The sequence below is a fragment of the Tepidibacter sp. genome (genome assembly GCF_025210165.1).
GTDB lineage: Bacteria > Bacillota > Clostridia > Peptostreptococcales > Peptostreptococcaceae > Tepidibacter_A.
Map to the genome: position 1 here is coordinate 1 of NZ_JAOASI010000080.1, position 16353 is coordinate 16353.

The 16353-nt window shown below is 27.0% G+C and carries 16 protein-coding genes; 1 reads left to right on the forward strand and 15 read right to left on the reverse strand.

What is annotated here, in order from left to right:
• The 10 genes from N4A48_RS13730 to N4A48_RS13775 all read right to left on the reverse strand — a co-directional run.
• Positions 1 to 629 (reverse strand): hypothetical protein (locus N4A48_RS13730; RefSeq protein WP_293666871.1); only part of this gene is annotated, 629 nt, incomplete at its 3' end.
• The gene (locus tag N4A48_RS13735; RefSeq protein ID WP_293666873.1) at positions 626 to 1906 is read right to left on the reverse strand and encodes a normocyte-binding protein; all 1281 of its coding nucleotides are present in this window, start codon (positions 1904 to 1906) and stop codon (positions 626 to 628) included. The genes N4A48_RS13730 and N4A48_RS13735, both read right to left, overlap by 4 nt.
• 15 nt (positions 1907 to 1921) lie before the next feature.
• On the reverse strand, positions 1922 to 3709 hold the full coding sequence (locus tag N4A48_RS13740; RefSeq protein ID WP_293666875.1) for a PP2C family protein-serine/threonine phosphatase: 1788 nt from the start codon (positions 3707 to 3709) through the stop codon (positions 1922 to 1924).
• 22 nt (positions 3710 to 3731) lie between these two features.
• Entirely contained in the window at positions 3732 to 4553 is an 822-nt protein-coding gene (locus N4A48_RS13745; RefSeq protein ID WP_293666876.1) for a PP2C family protein-serine/threonine phosphatase, read from the reverse strand.
• Positions 4554 to 4558: 5 nt separating this feature from the next.
• Positions 4559 to 5065, reverse strand: coding sequence for an FHA domain-containing protein (locus N4A48_RS13750; protein WP_293666878.1), 507 nt, complete (start codon positions 5063 to 5065; stop codon positions 4559 to 4561).
• A 19-nt stretch (positions 5066 to 5084) separates the two neighbouring features.
• On the reverse strand, positions 5085 to 5642 hold the full coding sequence (locus N4A48_RS13755) for an FHA domain-containing protein (RefSeq protein WP_293666879.1): 558 nt from the start codon (positions 5640 to 5642) through the stop codon (positions 5085 to 5087).
• A 14-nt stretch (positions 5643 to 5656) separates the two neighbouring features.
• A complete protein-coding gene (locus N4A48_RS13760; protein ID WP_293666881.1) occupies positions 5657 to 6082 on the reverse strand; it encodes a J domain-containing protein in 426 nt (141 codons plus the stop codon).
• A gap of 54 nt (positions 6083 to 6136) precedes the next feature.
• Positions 6137 to 6562 (reverse strand): membrane-associated protease 1, encoded by a 426-nt coding sequence (locus N4A48_RS13765; RefSeq protein ID WP_293666882.1) that lies wholly within the window; start codon positions 6560 to 6562, stop codon positions 6137 to 6139.
• A 33-nt stretch (positions 6563 to 6595) separates the two neighbouring features.
• Positions 6596 to 7021 (reverse strand): membrane-associated protease 1, encoded by a 426-nt coding sequence (locus tag N4A48_RS13770; protein ID WP_293666884.1) that lies wholly within the window; start codon positions 7019 to 7021, stop codon positions 6596 to 6598.
• A 73-nt stretch (positions 7022 to 7094) separates the two neighbouring features.
• Entirely contained in the window at positions 7095 to 9260 is a 2166-nt protein-coding gene (locus N4A48_RS13775) for a transcriptional regulator (RefSeq protein ID WP_293666886.1), read from the reverse strand.
• 453 nt (positions 9261 to 9713) lie between these two features.
• Here N4A48_RS13775 and N4A48_RS13780 point away from each other — a divergent pair, with 453 nt between their 5' ends.
• Positions 9714 to 11555: a M4 family metallopeptidase gene (locus N4A48_RS13780; protein ID WP_293666888.1), complete on the forward strand. Its 1842-nt coding sequence runs from the start codon at positions 9714 to 9716 to the stop codon at positions 11553 to 11555.
• 38 nt (positions 11556 to 11593) lie between these two features.
• On the opposite strand, the gene N4A48_RS13785 is transcribed toward N4A48_RS13780, so the two are convergent.
• The 5 genes from N4A48_RS13785 to N4A48_RS13805 all read right to left on the reverse strand — a co-directional run bounded on the left by N4A48_RS13785 (position 11594) and on the right by N4A48_RS13805 (position 16066).
• On the reverse strand, positions 11594 to 13120 hold the full coding sequence (locus tag N4A48_RS13785; protein ID WP_293666889.1) for a YifB family Mg chelatase-like AAA ATPase: 1527 nt from the start codon (positions 13118 to 13120) through the stop codon (positions 11594 to 11596).
• A 1-nt stretch (position 13121) separates the two neighbouring features.
• The gene (locus N4A48_RS13790; RefSeq protein WP_293666891.1) at positions 13122 to 13487 is read right to left on the reverse strand and encodes a YraN family protein; all 366 of its coding nucleotides are present in this window, start codon (positions 13485 to 13487) and stop codon (positions 13122 to 13124) included.
• Positions 13488 to 13553: 66 nt separating this feature from the next.
• Positions 13554 to 13826, reverse strand: coding sequence for an EscU/YscU/HrcU family type III secretion system export apparatus switch protein (locus N4A48_RS13795; protein WP_293666893.1), 273 nt, complete (start codon positions 13824 to 13826; stop codon positions 13554 to 13556).
• 4 nt (positions 13827 to 13830) lie between these two features.
• Positions 13831 to 15297: a hypothetical protein gene (locus N4A48_RS13800; RefSeq protein ID WP_293666895.1), complete on the reverse strand. Its 1467-nt coding sequence runs from the start codon at positions 15295 to 15297 to the stop codon at positions 13831 to 13833.
• Position 15298: 1 nt separating this feature from the next.
• Positions 15299 to 16066: a ribonuclease HII gene (locus tag N4A48_RS13805; RefSeq protein ID WP_293666957.1), complete on the reverse strand. Its 768-nt coding sequence runs from the start codon at positions 16064 to 16066 to the stop codon at positions 15299 to 15301.
• Positions 16067 to 16353 lie beyond the last annotated feature (287 nt).

Here is a 16353-nt window from a genome sequence, read left to right on the forward strand (position 1 = left end):
ACTCCTAAAATTCCAAAATGATATTGCCAATATAAAAATACTTTAAAATCTATATGTAAAAACAGATCTATTAGAACATCCATTTTATTTTCAAGTTCTTGTGTTCGTTTTTGCCCAATGTATATTAATATTTCTTTTTTATTATCTTGATTTATATAGACAATGCTTTTTTTAAATATTTTATTGATTATACTTTTAAATATTTCTAATGATACTCCTGTTGTATATAAATTTATAAGGCTAGATGCTAAAATTTCTTTTTCTTTATCATTAAAAGCTTTTATATCCTGTAGCATCTCTTTTATAATATATTTTTTATAATATTCTTCTTTAGAAAACCCTTGCCTTAAATCAATATTTCCGAGGAAATGAATTAAAATATCAAACAATACTTCTCTAAATTCAATACTTTCATTAAAATTAACATCGAATATATCTTTAAATATAGTAAAAAACCTATAGTATGGGTTTATTTCTACTATAAGTGATTCATCAATTTCTGATTTATTTAAGTCTTCAAATGCGACCTCCATATATGGACTATATGTTTTTGCACATTTGAATTTTATATTTTCTCTTTTTATATTTTGTTTATCTGCTTTTATCAATATATCCCAGATATAATTCATATTAATCTTCCTTCGCATTTGTATTCTGGATAATTAAGTTGTATTTGAGATACTATAAAGCTTAATAAGTCTCTTATTATAAAGCAGTCACTTTTTTTTGAAGTAAAATATAATATTAGTTTTTTAGAATAATCATAATCCCTTATTTCATCTATTATAAAAAAGTTCATATCATAAGTTTCTTCTTTTAAATCATCTGTTATATTGACTATTTTTACATCTTTAAATTCAAGATATTTAGAAGCTTCAAATGAGTTTATTGTTCTTATAAGCTCTGATTTTGTTTTTATATTGACTTTATTTTTATTGTATAATTTTTCTATAAAGCTTGGCTTTTTATTATTTGATACTAATTCATAAGTATATTTATCAAGCCTTGATTCTTTTATTTTTAGTATCTTGAATATATCCCAATCTCTAGCTTCTTCTATTTCACCTGTTATCATCAGATTATCCTTAGTATGTCTTATATGATTTATATCTTCATTGTCATATATAACTAAATAACCATTATCTACACCTTCATCTTTTATAGAAATAATATGTTCAAAATTTATTCTATCCTCACAAGGCATAGGAAATCCTGTACTTTTTAATGATAGTTTTTGTATATTCCAAACAGGTACCATATTATATTCTATGTATTTACCAACATCACCAAAATCAACATTAACCTCCTGTATTATTTCATCTTTTTGAATACCTTCTTCGCATTCAATTAGTACGACATTAACTATTCTATATATATAAGGAGCATTTATAGTTGTCCACGGTATATTATTTTTTATGAATATTTGATAAAGTCTATGTATTTCATCTTTGTACTGTGTATTTTCTTTTATTTTAAAATAGGCTTTATAACTATTTTTATTGGTTTTTATATTTCCCTTGAACTTTATATCACTTTCTAATATATTCTTAAATATTAAATAATCACATTTAAGAAATACCTTAAACATATCTACTTCATTATTTTGAATTATTGTATCTAATATATTTTTGAGATCGTATTCTTTATCTTTTATGTCTTCTTCAATTATTGGATTTAAAAAATAGTGTATAGGATCAAAATCTTGTTTTTTTACAATACTTGTATATATACTATAGTTTTGCTGATTATACTTTATTTCATCAAAGACTCTATTTTCAAGAGAATTATACATATTCTCACTATGCTCATATAGGTGTATGAATACTTCGCTTAATAACTCTTTTAATAAGGCTCTATCTTTTAAATTTTCAATATTATTTATTTTTTCATAAATTTTATCCTTCATTTGTCCTCCTAACAGTTATAAGTTTTGTGGACTTTTTTTATTAATTAAAGCGTCTATTACTTTTATTTTTTCATCTACTTTCTTTACATCATCATCTAGTTTAGCTTCTTCATATATATCTCTTGCAAATAGATATAATATTTTAGCTTCATTTAAACTACCTTCATCAAATTTATTATTTGCATCTTTTATGTATGTATCTGCTTTTGCTTTTTTTGTAGTTGATTCTTGTATTTTTTTATCTGTTAGTAGTATTTTCTTCTCCAGTTCATCTGAAAAATCATACATTTCTATTTTCTTATATATTTCCTGTGCCATCATATAATACATTTTTGAATCATAATAGCTTCCAATACTATAGCTCACATCACCTTTTTTACTTATTTCTATAGCATTAAGCTGCTCATCAAACTTTTCCTTACTTAATTTTTCTTCCTCTTCACTTTTTTTAGCCTCTTCTTCTTCTTTTTTAGCTTGATCTTCATTTATTTTATCTAATTTGTCTTGAGCTTCTTGCTTTGCTTCTTTAAAAAATATTTTGGAAGCTAAATTTCTAGCACTTATGTAGTCCTGCTTTGCTCCTTGTTTATCTTCAAGTTCCATTTTTTTATCTGCTTGCTTTAATAAATCAAGAACTAATATATGTTGATTTGTTTCACTTAATCTTTCATCTATGTAGTCTTTTCCTAAGTTATCTGCATAATATCCCTTTTCTTTTGCTAATAGATATTCATCTAAAGCCTCTTCATATTTTAAATCTTGAAGATATTTATCTGCATTAATTATAATCTCTGTAAGCTTAAAATGTTTATCTATATCATTTCTCTTATTTTTTAACTTTAAATTTTTAGCTAGACCTAAAGCACTTTTATATTCTTCATTTGCCCTGATAAAGTTTTCATCTTTTATGTAGTTATTAGCATTTTTTATGCAATAGTTCATTTCATTTGTTTGCTCTGTCCTTTTTTTATGCCTAAGATAGAATACACACGAAATAACTGCTAATATTAATATTATTGGAATAAGTGTAAGTATAGTCTTTTTTATTTTTTGTCTTAGCTTTGGGTTTTGATATATTTTATCTATAAATATGACTGCAAGTGTGTAATTTTCAAGTTCTTTAGGTTGTTTTGACAAAAGCATATCCTCTACATTATCTGTTACCTCTTGAGACTCACTTGCTTCAACTAAGCTATCTCTTATTTCAGAACTATCTATATTCTCCCAAATTCCTTTAGTGAACAGAGTAATTATATCTCCATTTTTCAACTTGATTTTTTTTGATATATATGGAGTTATTTTCTGATCTTGTCCTAAATAACAATATAGATTATTTCTTTCTTCGTGATCTGCAATTTTATCAAGCTGTACTCTTTCTTTATCAACTAATTGTTGAGTAAGCGACTGATCTTGACTCTTATATTTTAAAAATCCTTCTCTATATAGGCAAAACCTAGTGTTACCTACAAATGCATATCTTACTTTCACATAGTTAGTAACAACTATAGTAATAGATGCCTTTAACCTTAGATTTTTGCTTTGAGTTATTAATTCTTTATTTGCTTTATTTAATAATTTTTTTAAAAGACCTTTTCTCATACTCGGTGCTTCGCTAAAGTTGCTTATAATGCTAGATACTGCTACTTTTGCACTTTCTAAATCTGCATCATTATCTATTCCATCTGCAATAACATATATTGCAAATTTATCAAGCTCCACAAATCCAAAGTAATCTTTATTTTGCAAAAAACTCCCTGATTCTGATACAAATGTTGTTATGAATTTTGAATTTATTTTTCTCATTATATTACACCCTTAATTAATTTCATTTATATTTAATTACAATAACACTTCCATTATCTTTATCTTCTATATCAATATCCTCTAGTTTATTTACTATATTTTGTGCTATTTGGTTAGAAGTTAATTTTTGTTTTAATATATACTCAAGGTCATTCCACCCAACATAATTATGTATCCCATCGCTCATTAATACAATTATATCTCCTTCTTTAAGCTTTACTGGTACATCATGTATTTCTATATCTTTAAAACCATCTTGTCCTACATAATTTAATAATCTTTTTTCCTTTAAAGCCCATATTGCATGTTGCTTGCTTATTTTACCTTCATAAAATCCTTTTTTAGCAAGTACATTTGCAGTATGTCCCTCACTTAAGGATATAAGCTCATTATTTCTAAAAACTGCAATCATTGTATTTCCTACTAATGCATAATGTAGAACATCCTCTACTATAATGGAGCATACTATACTTGCACCACCTTGATTATCATCTAGGTTCTTTAAAATTTCTCTATTTGTTATATTAAAAGCTCTTCTAAAAAAATAATTAATATTTGAAATTGAATTGTCATTCTTAAATAACTCTACAAATATTTTTGTAGATAATACGCTGGATAGTTTTCCTGCTTTATTTTTTCCTCTTCCATCTGATAATACTGTTAATGTTGCATCTTTTGAGTAAGCAATATCCATAGAATCTTCTTGAAACTCTCTATCCCCAATGAAGGAAGCTTTTCCTATCTCTAATTTGTTTAAATTCATTTTTTCAGTTTTTAAATTTAAAATTTCTCTAATTACTATAAGTATAAATATGATACTAATTAAGATAACTAACTCATTCATACAGGTTACTCCCCACTAATGTCATCCCACTCAAAATGTTCACCACAAAATGGAATAAATAAAAATTTACTATTTCCAAGTTCTATTACATCATATGGTGATAGTTGTGTTGGAACATATACTGCGTCATCATTTAGATAAGCAATCCCCGATGCATCCCCTGGTAATAATACTGAATTTCTTTTTTTAGGATCGTATACTACAATAGCATGATTTCTTCTTGAAATTTTATTATCTCCCAAAATTTGTATATCCATATCATCTGCTCTACCTATAAAGTTTTTACCTTCTTTTATTTTATAATCCTTTCCTATTCTTGATCCTTCAATACAAACAAGCCAGCCACATACAGGCTGTATATCTTCCTTTAGCAGTTCATATTCAATATCAAAATCTTTTGATGGTAATTCTGGCTTTTCTTTTAGTGCTGTTTCTATATTACAATAAGGACATATAGTTCCATATCTTCTCGAACTAAACATATGTCCATTTTGACATCTAATAAGGCTCATTTACTAACACTCCGTTTCATTATCTAATCAAAAGTTTAGTTTTAGCTATAAAGACTACATCTCCTTTAAGTAGAGTACAAGGCTTATCTTTTGATAATTTATACCTTATTTTATCTTCAATTTTTTCTATGCTAATACCATTTCTAGAATATAAATCTTCTATATACCAACTACCTGATGCAAAATTTAATACTGCATGCTGAGGGTCTATTAATGAGGCATATGTAGCTTCACTCAAGTCTATATCTACTTCATGTTCTTTACTATTTCTACCTATTACTAAAGCTGTTTTATTAAACAAATCCCACTCTTTTATTATTTGATTTTCTTCATTTACTAGCGCCACAGTACCTATATTACTAATAGTTTTTATATTATTAATTTCAACAGAATCGTTGTCTTCTGTTTTAAATACTCTTACCATATACACAAGAGCTATTATTCCAAGTAAGTATATTGTTGTATTTCTTATTAATTGGTCATGTATATTCATATAAACATACAGACTTGTCATTATTGAAATAATAGATATTGTAAAGTCAATAATCTTTATATTATTTGAAATCGACTTTTTCAAAGTCATCAACTCCATTAATTTCTTTTTACCTTAAAGAAAGAATTAAAAATATTTGTTGTATCAAAAGGATCCTTAGATTTATTTTTAAAGTCCTCTGTTGTTTCTTTAGTTTTTGGATTAAATCCAAAAAATTTTTCAAATTCAAAGTCCACGTTCATACCACTTGTTTTCTTTGAATTGTTCTTTTTAGATTTACTAAAATGATCATTAGTTTTATTCTCTTTTTTAAAATTTAATAACTTATCATCATATTCTTTTCTTAATTTCTCGTCACTTAAAATTTCGTATGCCTGTGCTACTTCTCTAAATTTATCACCTGCACATTTATCATTAGGATTGCGGTCTGGATGATACTTTTTAGCCAGCCTTCTATATGCCTTTTTTATTTCATTTTGAGAAGCATCCTTATTTATTTCTAATATTTCATATAAATTTTTCATAATTTTTGTCCTTTATCAATATAGATGCCCTAAAAAGGACATCTATATATTTTTTTAGGCTCCGTATCCGCCTTCTATAGTTACTTTATCTAACTTATCTTTTTTCTGTTTGATAACTAACTCAAATGTTCCCACACCTTCTGTATCTCCAAAAGATTCTTTATAGTCTACTACAAAAGCATTTGGGAAGAATATTTTTCTTACTACTTGATCTGCTGATATTACTTCTACAGTTGCTTTTCTATAGCAATCTGCTTTTTCTGCAGATACTAATGACCAAAGTCCCATTTGTCTTGTGCTATCAAATGGATCTCCATCTACTGCTGTTAATATTTTCCCTCTAATAACCATTGTAGATCCTACGTCTTTTGTACGTGCATTTGAATCTGTTGGTATATCAGTTCTTAATTTTACTGTTTGTACACTTTCCATGCTAAGGTCTATAGTTTCAGCACCTTCAATTTTTACTCTAAAACCCATATTTACACATCCTTTCTTTGATTTTTAGTTTTATTATACTTCAAATCCACCTTCTAATTTTACACTTGGTGTCTTATCTTTCTTTTGCTTCATATGTAAGTAGAATGTTCCTACTCCTTCTTCATCACCATAATCCTCTGTATAATCTACTATAAAAGCATTTGGTAACTCAATTTTTCTAACCACTTGTGATGCTGATATTACATCTACAATTACTTTTCTGTAACAGTCTGCTTTTTCTCCAGGTACTAATGACCACTGAGCAAGTTTCATTGTACTATCTGCTTCTTCTCCATCTACTGCTGTTAATATTTTTCCTTTAATAATTAAAGATGTTCCAAGATCAGTAGAGCGTGCATTTGAATCATTTGGTGTATCTGTATTAAACTCTACTGTTACTATGTTTTCAAGTCCTAAGTCAATAGTCTCAGGTCCTTCAACTTTAAGTCTGAATCCCATAAAATTTCCTCCTTTTTTTAATTTAATATATATTTATTAATACTTAAAAAGTATCAATATCGTAAGTTAGTGTTTACTTTGCTGCGCTTGTACTCTTTGTAATTGTAACTTCAAGATTTTTAACATTTCCATTAAATACAAGGTCTATATAGCATAAGTTACTCTCATCATCTATTATGTAATTTAAATCATCTCCATCTTGAATGATTGAGTTTTCTGATTGCTTAGAATTTATCCATTTACTCTTTTGACTATTTGGATTACTACTAAAGAATTTTACAATATTGTCTTGCTTAAAGTCATTTGTTTGGAATCTTAACATTCTTTCAATATAAGTACTTACAAGAGTTTTATAGATAGAATCAAATCCATCCTCTGTAAGAGCAAGACTTCTAGCTTTATAAACAGTTATTCTCTTTATATCTTTTCCATCTAATTGTGCATTTTCAGATGAAAAAACAAATCCAAAGTTTCTTCTATTTATAGAATCTTTTATGTTATTTGTAAATCCTGATATTTCCTTAGCCATAGTTGTAACTACTTTTAAATTGTTCTCACCTGATTCTATATCAAATCTAACACCTGGATATTCTTTATTAATATTTTTAAAATATTCCTTTAGATATTCAGGGCATTGGTATGAAGCTACTGTTCCAGCTGCTATATAAGCTGCATCTACATATACTCCTTCTATCCATAGCTTTAATATATCTTCTTTTTCCTGTGAAAGTTTTACTCCCTCTTCTGTTTGTAGCATTTTACTATCTATTACTACTCCTGATTTATCTTTAGGTATTATTGTGAAGTTAGGCATACATGGTATAGTAAATTCACTATAATCTTGACGAGTTAACATTTCACATTTTTCTATATACTTATCAATTCCAGCTGTAGCCATATTGTTAAATGTAGTCTCTTCATTAGCCTGGAAATTAAAGAATGTCTGTATTTTATACTTCTTTATTATTTCAAGAAGAGAAGTTAATGACTCTATTGTGTTACTTTCTTTATTTATATCTTTTTTGCTTCCTCTAAATCTGTCTCTTCTAGTTTTTATTTTTCCTACTGATTCCATTTCTATAGCTGGAACTATACCAAACCATATTGTATCAGCGAAATCATTCTTGGCATTTACAGTATTTAAATATGTCTCAAGTCTAGGTACATTATTATTTTTTACTGTCATATCTAATTTAGTGTTTGTAATAACTAAGGTTGGTAACATTCCTTTATTTTTAGTGCTATATTGGTCAAAGAACATTTTTATTCCTAATATTTTTTCTACCAACGGCTTAGCTGTTTTTACAAAATCATCTTTTGCCTTTTTATAAAACTCAAGATAAGTATTGTAGTTATCTACTTCTCTTTCTATATCTATTTCTGATTGTACAGCTGGTAATGGGCAAAATGTTCTTACTACAAGATCCTTTACATAATCAGATTTATTTTCTGTAATAACATCATAATCCTCTTCAAATACACCTACAAGACTGTTACTACTATCTTCATTCATAACCATCAAGTCTGTAGAATCACTCTTTGGAGCCTCTAATATTTTTAATTCTCCATTGTCCCCCATAGTAAGCATACCTATTTGTATAGCCTCAGCTTCTGAACCTTCTTGAGTTTTCCCAAATAATAACCTTGTTTTAATATCTTCTATTGCAAGTGGAAGCATTGCCATAACATTATTGTAATTTTGACTGGCTTCCTCAAATTTATAGTTAAGCTTATCTCCAAGTTCAAGCTTTTTTGGATCTTCTTCTTCTAATCCTTCATACTTATTATAAAGATAATGTACTTCTTTTCTTACTTGCTTTATATCTTCAATTATTTTCTTTGGTGATATCATGTCTAATACTTTTTCAAACTTAAAATCAACATTTTTTATGCCTTGACTTCTCTTTGCATCTACAAGAGTAAATAACATTTTTAAGAAATCATTATCTTGATTAAGTTTAATTTCTGAAATACATTCATCTGATATATTTTCAGGCTTTTCTAGTGTGTAAACTACATTTTGATTTGCAGCATTATAAAAAGAATATACACTTGGAGAAAATTTATCTAAAAACTCATCAAAATTTTTAACAAGAAGATGTTCGTTAATTTCTTTTATTTTTTCATCACTTAAGCTATCTATGCCTTTAACATCTCCAACAATTGTAATAAGATCTAGTTTTTCAGGATTAATTTCCTCAAAAAGTATACTTCTATTCGTTTGGCGAATAGTCTCCATCTTAAACCTCCTTATATATTTATAATTAATTATATAGTTTGAATTTTTTTTGTTTTCTTATAATTACAACTGCATTCTACCATTTATTTTATTTACTTTCAATATATTACATTATTTTTGGTTATTTTTTCCTATTCAGTAAAAGTTATGATTTTGTTTGATATTTTTTCAAAAAGTGATTTTTATACAATAAAATTCTATATTCATTCCTTCATCTTCCATTTACATAACAAATCAAAAAACAAATTATTTTTTTGCTAATATATGACTTTTGGACTAGTTCTTATTTTAAATTTAAAATATTTTTTATAAATCAATGAATAAGCAGGTTTCATATAAATAAATTACTTTTTGATTCAACTAAACTCCTTTTATATGACAATTTTTTGATTTGCCTTAATTTTGTGAATTTTGTATTATTTAAATTAATTAAATTTAACAGGGGGTATACTTATGAAAAAGAAATTAAGTTCTATAGCACTTTCTACAGTTATGACAGGATCTTTATTATTAACACCAATAGCTAATGCCGAGGAAATAAATGCAAGTAAAATAACAGTCTCTGAAAATACTCAAATTGTTACTCAGCAAGAAGAACAAGAAGTAAAAAATTCTGGTAAAGAAATAGTTAAAGAAGATTCTAAGGAAGAGGTAATACAAGAAAAATCACCAGAAATAGATATGAATGTTGAAGAAAATAAAAGTGAAGCATTAGAAAGTAAGCAAGAAGAAATTCATACTATAATACAAGAAGACACAGAAAAGACAGATGTAAATATAGTAGAATTTGATAAAGAAAATAAATTAGGATTTTTAAAAGGAAAGCTTTCAAGTCAAAAAAGTACAGATATAGATGGTGTTATAGAATTTTTTAAAGAAAACAAAAAGCTGTTCAAATTAAACAATCCAAAGGAGGAACTAAAAGAAATAACTACTAAAGAAGATGAATTAGGAAATACTCATGTTAAGGTTCAACAAATGTATAAAAACATTCCTTTATTTGGAAAGCAATACATAATCCATTTTAATAAAGATGGAGAAATCTATGCTGTTAACGGAAAAATAGATAATACAATATATAATAAAATCTCTGATAAAGACCATCAAAAGTTAAAAATCAGAGAAAAGGTTGCTATAGAAGTTGCTAAATCAGAAGTTAATACTGATGCACTTACTAAAGAACCAGATGTTAAAAGCTATTTCTATGAAATGGATGGAAAGTATCTACCAGTTTATGAAGTTAGAGTACTTAACTTAGGTTCTGAGCCAGGTGACTGGAGTATTTTTATCAACGCTAATAATGGCGAGGTTATAAAGAAATACAATAGAATCCACACTGTATCTGCTAAAGGAGTAGGAAAAGGAGTTTTAAATGACGAAAAAAAATTAAATCTTGAATACAAAAATGGTGCATATTATATGATAGACAATACTAAAAATGGTGTTAGTATAAAGACCTATACTGCTAAGCATGTTCCTCAAGATGAAAATATAATGCAATACTTCCTACCTGGATTAATGATGTATAGTGAAAAAAATGAATTTTTCGATGAAAAATATAAACCTGCTGTAGATGCTCATAAATATGCAGAGCATGTGTATGATTACTATAATAAAAAATTTGGAAGAAATAGTATAGATGATAAGGGAATGGATATTATATCATCTGTTCATTATGGAGATAACTATGTAAATGCATTTTGGTTTTATGATCAGATGACATATGGAGATGGTGATGGTTCTACATCATTAGCTTTATCAGGCGCATTAGATGTTGTTGGTCATGAAATGACACATGGAGTTACAGAAAATGAAGCTAACCTTGTATATGAAAATCAATCAGGTGCTTTAAATGAATCTTTTTCAGACGTATTTGGTACATTTATAGAATTTGAATATCAACCAGATAAAGCTGATTGGTTATGTGGGGAAGATGTTTGGACACCTCATAAAGATGGTGATGCATTAAGAGATTTAGAAGATCCAGGAAGCTCTAAGGCTTATAGACCTCAACCAACTCATATGCGTGAATATGTACATACTGATAGAGATCATGGTGGAGTTCATACTAATTCAGGAATACCAAATAAAGCAGCTTATCTTGTTACAAGTGAAGTAGGTGTTCATAAAGCTGAAAAAATATATTATAAGGCTTTAACTAACTATTTAACTTCAACATCTAATTTCCACGATGCAAGACTTGCTTTAATTCAATCAGCAGAAGATTTCTATGGAGAAGATAGCTTTGAATCTAAGGCTGTAGCTAATGCTTTTGATTCTGTAGGTATAAAATAAATAAAAAGAACTGTGGATTTTTCCACAGTTCTTTTTATTTATCCCCAATAATTATAATATGCCTTTCTAAAGGAAAGTGCCTCTGCTATATGGCTTACCTTTATATCATCTTCTTCAAGGTCTGCTATAGTTCTTGCTGTTTTTAAGAGCTTATAGTAGCTTCTAGAACTAAATTTGTACTTACTAAATACAGTTTTTATAAAATCCTTACATTCCTCATTTAGATAACAATATTCTTCAATTTTTTTAGTATTTATATCATTATTAGTATATATACCCTTACCCTTATATCTTTTAGTTTGAATCTTTCTAGCTTTTTCTACCCTCTTTTTTACATCTTTTGAGCTTTCTTCTTTTTTATTACTTTGAAATTCTTCAAAATTTAAAGGATTTACTTCAACGAATAAATCAAATCTATCAAGAAGTGGGCCCGATGCTCTATTTAAATATCTATTTATTTCACTAGGACTACATTTACATTTATCTTCATTTGGACCTTTAAAGAAGCCACAATGACATGGGTTCATAGCAGATATAACCAAAGTGTCACAATCATATGTTTGATTCATCTTAACCCTAGATATATTAATGTACTTATCCTCTATTGGTTGTCTTAGGCTTTCCAAGGTTCTTCTATCAAATTCAAGCATTTCATCTAAAAAAAGTACACCCCTATGAGATAATACAACCTCTCCAGGCTTTGCATCTTTTCCCCCTCCTATTAAAGCAGTTTTAGTTACTGTATGGTGTATAGATCTAAAGGGTCTTTTGGTTATTATTCCTATATTTTCATCTATAAGTCCTGCTGCACTATATATTTTGCTAACTTCTATAATTTCTTCTTCCGTCATATCAGGAAGTATAGTATTTATCCTTTTGGCTATCATTGTCTTTCCACTTCCAGGGGGGCCTATCATTAGCATGTTGTGATTTCCAGCAGCTGCTATTTCTATTGCTCTTTTAACAAAATAGTTTCCCTTTATATCAGAAAAATCTAATCTATACTCTTTATTTTTGATCAGCTTTTCTTTCTTAGTATATATATCAAGCTTTGTATTACCAGCTAAAAAATCTATAACCTGCTTCAAATTATCTACAGGATAAATCTCTATTCCATCTATATATGATGCTTCATTTAAATTTTGAGATGGTAAAAATACTCTCTTTATATTATTATTTTTTGCATTTATTATTATAGGTAGTATTCCCCTTACCTTTTTTAACTTTCCATCAAGAGATAACTCTCCTAAAAATAGAGTTTGACTCATATATTCATCATTTAATTCATATAAAGAATTTAAAATTCCAACTGCCATAGAAAGATCAAAGTAGGGTCCTTCCTTTCTTATATCAGCAGGAGATAAATTAATAACTATCCTAGAGTTCAAAAAATTATATCCTGAGTTTAGTATTGCAGACTTTATTCTTTCTTTTGCTTCTTTAATAGATGTATCAGGAAGTCCTATTATATTAAATACAGGTAAACCCTTTGTTATATCTACCTCAACATCTACTATAAATCCATCTATTCCTATTAAGCAAGCACTCTTTATCTTACAAAACACACTAACACCACCCTTGGTTATCACAAAAAGCATTCTCTATATAATTAATGTTATTATTTTTTAAATAAACCTCTATAACATCAAATCCTATATCCATATTTTTTATATTTTTATACATTATGTATTGCTTTGCAGTAGATATTATCTTTTTCTGCTTTTTATAATGTACGGACTCACTGGGGTGTCCATAGTTTATAGAATTTCTCGATTTAACCTCTATAAATGAAATTTTATTATCTTTAAAAGCTATCAAATCTATCTCTCCTATTTTTGTTCTATAGTTTTTCTCAAGTATATGAAATTTATTTTTTATTAAATAATTACATGCAATTTGTTCTCCCAATCTTCCTTTTTCTTTATTATTCATAACTTCCTCCAAAAATACCCATAATCTTTATTATTTAGATTATGGGTATTTAAAGTTAAATATATACTATTTAATTTTAGAGTCTATATCAGATATGAATATCAAAATTTCTGCAACAGCTTCGTAGAGCTCTTGTGGTATTTCTTGTCCAATTTCTAGGTGTTCAAGCTGTTTTGCCAGTTTTTCGTCCTTATATATAGGTATATTATTTTCTTTTGCTTTATCTAATATTTTGTCTGCAACTTTACCTTTTCCTTTACCTATAAGCTTTGGAGCATCATCTTCATCTATATTATACTTTAGTGCTGTAGCTATTTTTATTCCCTTACTTAATTTCATATTATCACACCCACATATTAAAATTAGAGAACTTATTATTTATGTAATCAATATTATTTAATATTGGCTTATTCTCTGTTTTTATTTTGTAGTTTATATTTGTATTATTTATTCCTATACTTTTTAATACTTCAACTAGTTTCTTTTCATTTTTTTCAAACATATTCTTTATTTTTTCATCTTTTAGTCCAAATACTATATTTAGATCATTGTTATAATAATTCAACATAGTATCTATCCTGCTCAAGTTATGAGTATTCAAAGATATAAGTATACTTATAGATTTTTTACCATCTTTTTTATTTTTTGTGTTTTCAGATAATAATATTTCAGCTAAATTCTTATACTCTTTATATTCAAATGGAATTTGAAAGTACATATATTCATTTGATATATCATTTAAAAGCTCTAGCTTTTGATTTACATCCTGAAATTCTCCTTTTAGACTTTCTCCTAGCTTTATTTCATTTTGAAGATTTAATGTTTTAATCAAAGAATCCATATTTTGTTTTATTTTTTCAACATCTACCTTTTTATCTGTATCTAAATTTTGAACTATATTTTTTATTATTTTTTTTATGTCATTTTTAGATGATATATCTTCTTCAGACATATCTTTAGAAATATCTTTTTGAGTATCAGACTCAGTTGTATTTTGTTTTATTACATTAAGCTTTTGTATCTCTTCTTTTATATTGAGAAAATTATTATTTTGAATATCCTTATTTACTGCTCCTAATTCCTCATCTAGTATATTGTTTATTTCTTTTAATATATCATCTAGATTTTCTCCTTTTAAAAGAGAATCTAAATTTTTCATATTACCTATATTTATTTCAAATTTGTTTTTAAATAAAAAAAGTATATTCTTTTCTTTAGGACCCATCTCCTTTAAATCCTTTAAAAAATTTAATATATTCTTACCTTCTTTATTTATATATATATCCTTTACTATTTCTTTAACTTCTTTATTTTCTATGTTTTTTATATTCTTGTTTAATATTTTTACTTCTTCCTCTGTTAGTCTTGATAATATATTAAATGAACCTATATTGTCTTTTATAGTTTTCAGATTCTTTACATTGACAGGAATATTTTGCTTTATCATCTCTTTTATCAATGATTTATTTTCTTCATTATTTGGCAACTTAAGATCACTTATTAAATTATTTATCTTAACATCTAATTCTTTCTCAAGTGCTGTTCCCTCTATTTGAGGCTGTAAAACTATATTCTTATCACTATTCAAAACCTTAAAGTTAACCTGTTCTCCAAGCAAGTTTTCAAGAGGTATATTACTATTTGCCATAAATTCATTTCCATTTTTAAGAAGTATTTTTACTACATTTGATTTAACCTCTAGTATCTTTCCTGTTACAGACTCATTATTCTTTATAGCATCTTTTATTTGTTTACTTCCATTAGCACCTATAGTCCTTAAATTAAAATCACTATATCCCGAAATCCTCATATTAGTCTCCATTTAAAATAGATTTGAGAAAGGATTTTCTATGAATAGGAGTTACCCCATAAGCTCTAATAGCTTCATAATGTTCCTTTGTTCCATATCCTTTATGCTTTGAAAATCCATACTCACTATATTTATCGTCATATTCATACATAAGTTTATCCCTAGTTACCTTAGCTAAAATACTAGCCGCTGCTATTGATATAGATTTACTATCTCCTTTTATTATAGATTTTTGAGCTATATCTATATTAGGTATACTAACTGCATCTATTAATAAGCAGTCTGGCTTATTATTTAAATTGTTTATAGCTTTTTTCATAGCAAGATATGTAGCATTTAATATATTTATTTCATCTATCTTTTCGTTATCAACTATTCCTATACCATAATCGAGTGCTTCATTCTTTATTATTTTAAACAACTCGTTTCTCTTTTCTTCACTTAATTTCTTTGAATCATTTATATACTTTATATCCACATCTTTATCAAATACAACAACAGCTGCAACAACAGGTCCAGCTAAAGGACCCCTACCAGCCTCATCTATTCCTCCTACATATGTATACCCATTCTCATAAGACCATCTTTCAAATTCCTTTATTCTATGTATTCTCTCTTCTTCTTTTCTTAAAGCATCTAATTTCTTAGATAATTTAACCGCTATCTTTTGAACAGACTTTCTATCGTCCCTACTCAAAATATCTATATACTTCATATAATCACTTTCATCTATATTACTTACAAACTCATTTATATCCTTTACCTTCATACTCTCAAACACAATTTCTCCCCCTTTTTATTTTTTACATAGTTTAGTTCTATATTATTTAACAATCTATAAAGTGAAACTTAATCTAGATGGAATTTTTACTCCAGCTTAATTTTTGGTTACGTAAGTAACCTTAAGAAGATGGAGTACTAACACTTTTAGTTTTTAGATTAATTATTAATTCTAAAAATGGATGTTATTAAAATGTTAGCGATTGGTTTAAATATTTTAAAATACAACTTGTATTACATCGTTTGAATATCCGTTAAGAAAGTTCGTTGTCTGAC